The organism is uncultured Methanobrevibacter sp., from assembly GCF_937906425.1.
In the GTDB taxonomy this organism is placed as follows: Archaea; Methanobacteriota; Methanobacteria; order Methanobacteriales; family Methanobacteriaceae; genus Methanobrevibacter.
Map to the genome: position 1 here is coordinate 1 of NZ_CALCYR010000281.1, position 4257 is coordinate 4257.

Genomic DNA, 4257 nt, shown 5'->3' on the forward strand with positions numbered 1-4257 from the left:
GTAACTGGTGCTATTTTGAATAGTATTAGTGAAAATACTAGAAAAGTGACAATTCAAAATGGTGCTATTAATTTTTATACGGCATTATATAATTCTAGGACAAAATCATATAGTTGGACTTCAGATGGTTTTATAGCAGATAATTATAATGGTTATTTTAATATTTCATCGTCTTATAATTCTATAAAATTGAGTTCAATTTATTATTTATTTTTTGAAGCGAGTTATGGGATCGTATTAAATAGTTCTAGTATGTATGGTAGTTCTTTGCCGTCAACTAGTATGACTGGACGTATTTTCTTTAAAACATCATGAGGTAATTAGTTATGGGAATGAGTTTTACTTATAACAGTAGTGTTGTTATAATGTGGACAAATACAGATACAAAACGACATTATATAAGATATAATACTACTAATACATCTATGATTGTTGATACAACATCTATTTTTAAATATTCATCATCTTCATATTGGAGTAAAACATCTACTACTAAAATGGTCAAAGGGACTTCCTATGCTGGGAATTACACTAATAGTAGCGATAGTTGGCAAGGTAAATTTGATTTTACAATATCAGCAACTTTAACAACAACTTCTAAAATGTGGATTCTATCCAGCACAAAAAATTCTATTACTGTAAAATTACAAGGATGGGGTTTTAGTGGAAATGCAGGAAGTTGGCCTAATGTTACAATATATTGTGGAACTAAGTATTATACACAATCATTAAGTGATTGGCAATCAACGGGACATACTTTTACTGGTTTATCTTCTGGAACTAACTATTCAATCTCAATGTATATAGCTACTCCAGATTATTTAATTGATAGTACGTCATATTCTACAGATGAAGATACTAAAGGATGGTATGTATATACTTCTAGTGGATGGAAAAAAGCAACTCCATATATATATAACGGCAGTAAATGGGTACAATGCACACCATATCTATATAGTGGCGGTTGGATAACTGGATCATAAATTACGATTGAAAGGAAATTTTAAATAAAAAGACTGAATTTAAGAATAATTTAAATTTTTTTTAAATTAAAATAAAAGAATTTCATTAAAAAGTATATATTATTTAAAAAACTCATTAAAATAAACAATTTTCATTAAAAGAAGCTAAATAAGCAGGTGTTAAATTGAAAGAATTTAAACTTAAATCACCATATAAACCTCTTGGTGATCAGCCAAAGGCTATTGAATCACTTTCTGATGGGATTAAAAAGGGACTTCATGAACAGACATTGCTGGGAGTAACAGGTTCAGGAAAAACCTACACAATGGCAAACATCATTGAAAATGTGCAGAAGCCAACGCTTATCATTTCACACAATAAAACATTGGCTGCACAACTCTATGAGGAATTCAAGGTATTCTTCCCGGACAATGCAGTCGAATACTTTGTCAGCTATTATGACTATTACCAACCTGAGGCATATGTTCCAAGAACAGACACATTCATTGACAAGGAAGCTTCAATCAATGAGGAAATAGACATAATGAGACATTCCGCCACCCAATCACTTCTATCAAGAGACGATGTCATTGTTGTAAGCAGCGTAAGCTGCATCTATGGTATCGGTTCTCCTGAAGATTATGGAGAGTTTGCATTTTCCATAAATGTTGGAGACATTTACGAAAGAAATGACATCCTTAGAAAACTTATCTTCATGCAGTATGAGAGAAATGACATTGCATTTGAAAGGGGTCAATTCAGGGTAAGGGGAGATGTTATTGAAATCAATCCTGTACACGGAACCCCTCCAATAAGGATTGAACTCTTTGGTGATGAGATAGATGCAATAAGCCTAATTGACCCGATTACAGGCAAAAGGGAAGAATCCCTTCAAAGGTATATGATATTTCCTGCAAAGCACTTTGTTGTAGGTGCTGACAGAATGGATCAGGCTCTAAAGGACATCAATGATGAATTGATGTCAAGACTTAATGAATTGAATATTGAGGGAAGATACCTTGAGGCCCAAAGGCTTGAACAGAGAACAAGATTCGATTTGGAGATGTTGCAGGAGATGGGATACTGTCCCGGAATCGAAAACTATTCAATGCATCTTTCAGGAAGAAACTGGGGAGACATGCCATATTCACTTTTAAAGTATTTTCCAGATGACTACCTTACAATTATTGATGAATCACATGTAACCGTTCCACAGATTAGGGGAATGTACAATGGTGACAGGGCAAGAAAGGAAACCCTTGTAAATTATGGTTTCAGATTGCCTTCAGCTAAGGAAAACAGGCCCTTGCGTTTTGATGAGTTTGAAGCAAGTCAAAACCAGGTTCTCTACGTATCAGCAACCCCTGGACAATATGAACTCTCAAGAAGCCTTAATGTTGTTGAACAAATCATAAGACCAACAGGACTTGTTGACCCTAAAATCACCATAAGACCTGTTAAGGGCCAGGTTGAGGATCTTCTTGGAGAGGTTAGAAGAAAGGTGAATGAGAATCAGAGAATCCTTGTAACCACACTTACAAAAAGAATGGCTGAGGACCTTACAGACTATTATGCAAAAATAGGAATCAAGGTCAGATACCTTCACTCTGAAATAGACACATTGGAACGTGTTGAAATCATTGATGACTTGAGACGTGGAGAGTTTGATGTTCTTGTAGGAGTAAACCTCTTAAGGGAAGGTTTGGATCTTCCTGAAGTTGGACTTGTAGCTATCCTGGATGCAGATAAGGAAGGATTCCTAAGGTCTGAAACCTCACTTATCCAGACAATTGGAAGGGCTGCAAGAAATGTTGACGGAGAAGTGCTCATGTATGTTGATGAGATGACTGATTCTGTAAGAAATGCGGTTGACATCACAAACAAAAGAAGAAAGCTCCAGATGGCTTACAATGAGAAATACAATATTACTCCAAAGACCACTTCAAGAACCTTGAAGGAGAAAAAGCAATCTTATAAGAAGACTCCAAGTAGAGACGACCTTAAGGGAATGCCTAAGGACGAGCTTAAATTGTTAATCCAAGACTTGGAGGCTGAAATGAAAGAAGCTGCAAATAATCTTGAGTTTGAAAGGGCAGCTAGCCTAAGAGACCAAATTGTAGCATTAAAGAGTATTAAGAAATAATTAATGCTCATATAAACCAAATTCAAACATTAAAAAGTATTAAGAATTAATTAATACTCTTATTTACTTTTTTTAAATAAAAATTATTATTTGCATCCTATTTTTTTTAATTTTTAAATAATTAATCATACTAATTTTAAATTTTTTTAAAAATTATCTTAAAGAGCCTTTAAAAATCATTGAAAGAGAAAGAAAATGAAAAATAATGAATAAAATGGAAAATTAAGATAAAATAAATAAAAATAAGAATAATAAATTAAATAAAAATCACTCTTTTTTAAAATTAAAATAAATTAAAATTAGATAAAAAAAACTAGATAAAATAATATAAAATAAGATAAAATAAGAAAATAAGAAAAATAAAAATAATAAATTAAAATAAAAATAAAGGAATTAAAAGAGAAATTAAAGAACAATTATTGTTCTTCTTCTAATTTTTGGATTACAGTATGTCTAAATACTAAAACAGAATCCTCTTCAGGATTTAATTCTAATGCATTGTCCAAACATTGTAAAGCGTCAGTATTTCTATTCAATTGACTTAAAACCATACCTTTATACTTCCAATAGACATAATTTTTGGAATTTAAATTAATTGCCCTGTCAAAACAAGTGTCTGCCTCATTAAAACGTTCCACTGAAAATAAGGCCATTCCTTTCATAAGCCATGTTTTTTCTATTTCCATATCAAGTTCCAATGATTTGTCAAAAGCTTCAATAGCTTCATCTATTCTGTTTAAAAGACCTAAAGTACTTCCTTTCATAGTCCAAGCTTCTGGAATTCTGCTGTCAACTTCCAATGCCTTTTGATAAAATTCCAAAGCTTTTTCATAATCCTTTTCTTTTCTATATTGGTCTCCCTTTTCCATACATTCTTCAAATTCCATATGACCACCATATAACTTTCAATGAAAAATAAATTTTATTTAAAACGATTTTAATCCTAAAAATTATTTAATTTATAAAAAATTAACACTTGTTAACTTTAATTATATTATGTTAACACATGTTAATAAATTTAATTAAAAAATTTAATTGAAAAAATACTTTTAAAAATAAGGTTTAAAAATCAAAGAATAATAGAAATAATTAAAGATAAAATAAAGAAAAGTATTAAAAAAGAAAAAAGAATAATTTAAATTAAAAAGAAT

Annotated in this window: 4 protein-coding genes; 3 read left to right on the forward strand and 1 reads right to left on the reverse strand. The window is 31.0% G+C overall.

The features are described 5' to 3' along the window. The 3 genes from Q0138_RS08260 to uvrB all read left to right on the forward strand — a co-directional run. Positions 1-315 (forward strand): hypothetical protein (locus Q0138_RS08260; RefSeq protein WP_297983247.1); only part of this gene is annotated, 315 nt, incomplete at its 5' end. A 50-nt stretch (positions 316-365) separates the two neighbouring features. Beyond that, positions 366-983: a hypothetical protein gene (locus Q0138_RS08265; RefSeq protein ID WP_297983249.1), complete on the forward strand. Its 618-nt coding sequence runs from the start codon at positions 366-368 to the stop codon at positions 981-983. 164 nt (positions 984-1147) lie between these two features. Beyond that, positions 1148-3106 carry an excinuclease ABC subunit UvrB gene (gene uvrB, locus Q0138_RS08270; RefSeq protein ID WP_297983251.1) on the forward strand — a complete coding sequence of 653 codons (1959 nt, stop codon included), beginning with the start codon at positions 1148-1150 and terminating at the stop codon, positions 3104-3106. Positions 3107-3522: 416 nt separating this feature from the next. Here the strand turns inward: uvrB and Q0138_RS08275 are convergent, their stop codons facing one another. After that, positions 3523-3993: a tetratricopeptide repeat protein gene (locus tag Q0138_RS08275; protein ID WP_297983253.1), complete on the reverse strand. Its 471-nt coding sequence runs from the start codon at positions 3991-3993 to the stop codon at positions 3523-3525. Positions 3994-4257 lie beyond the last annotated feature (264 nt).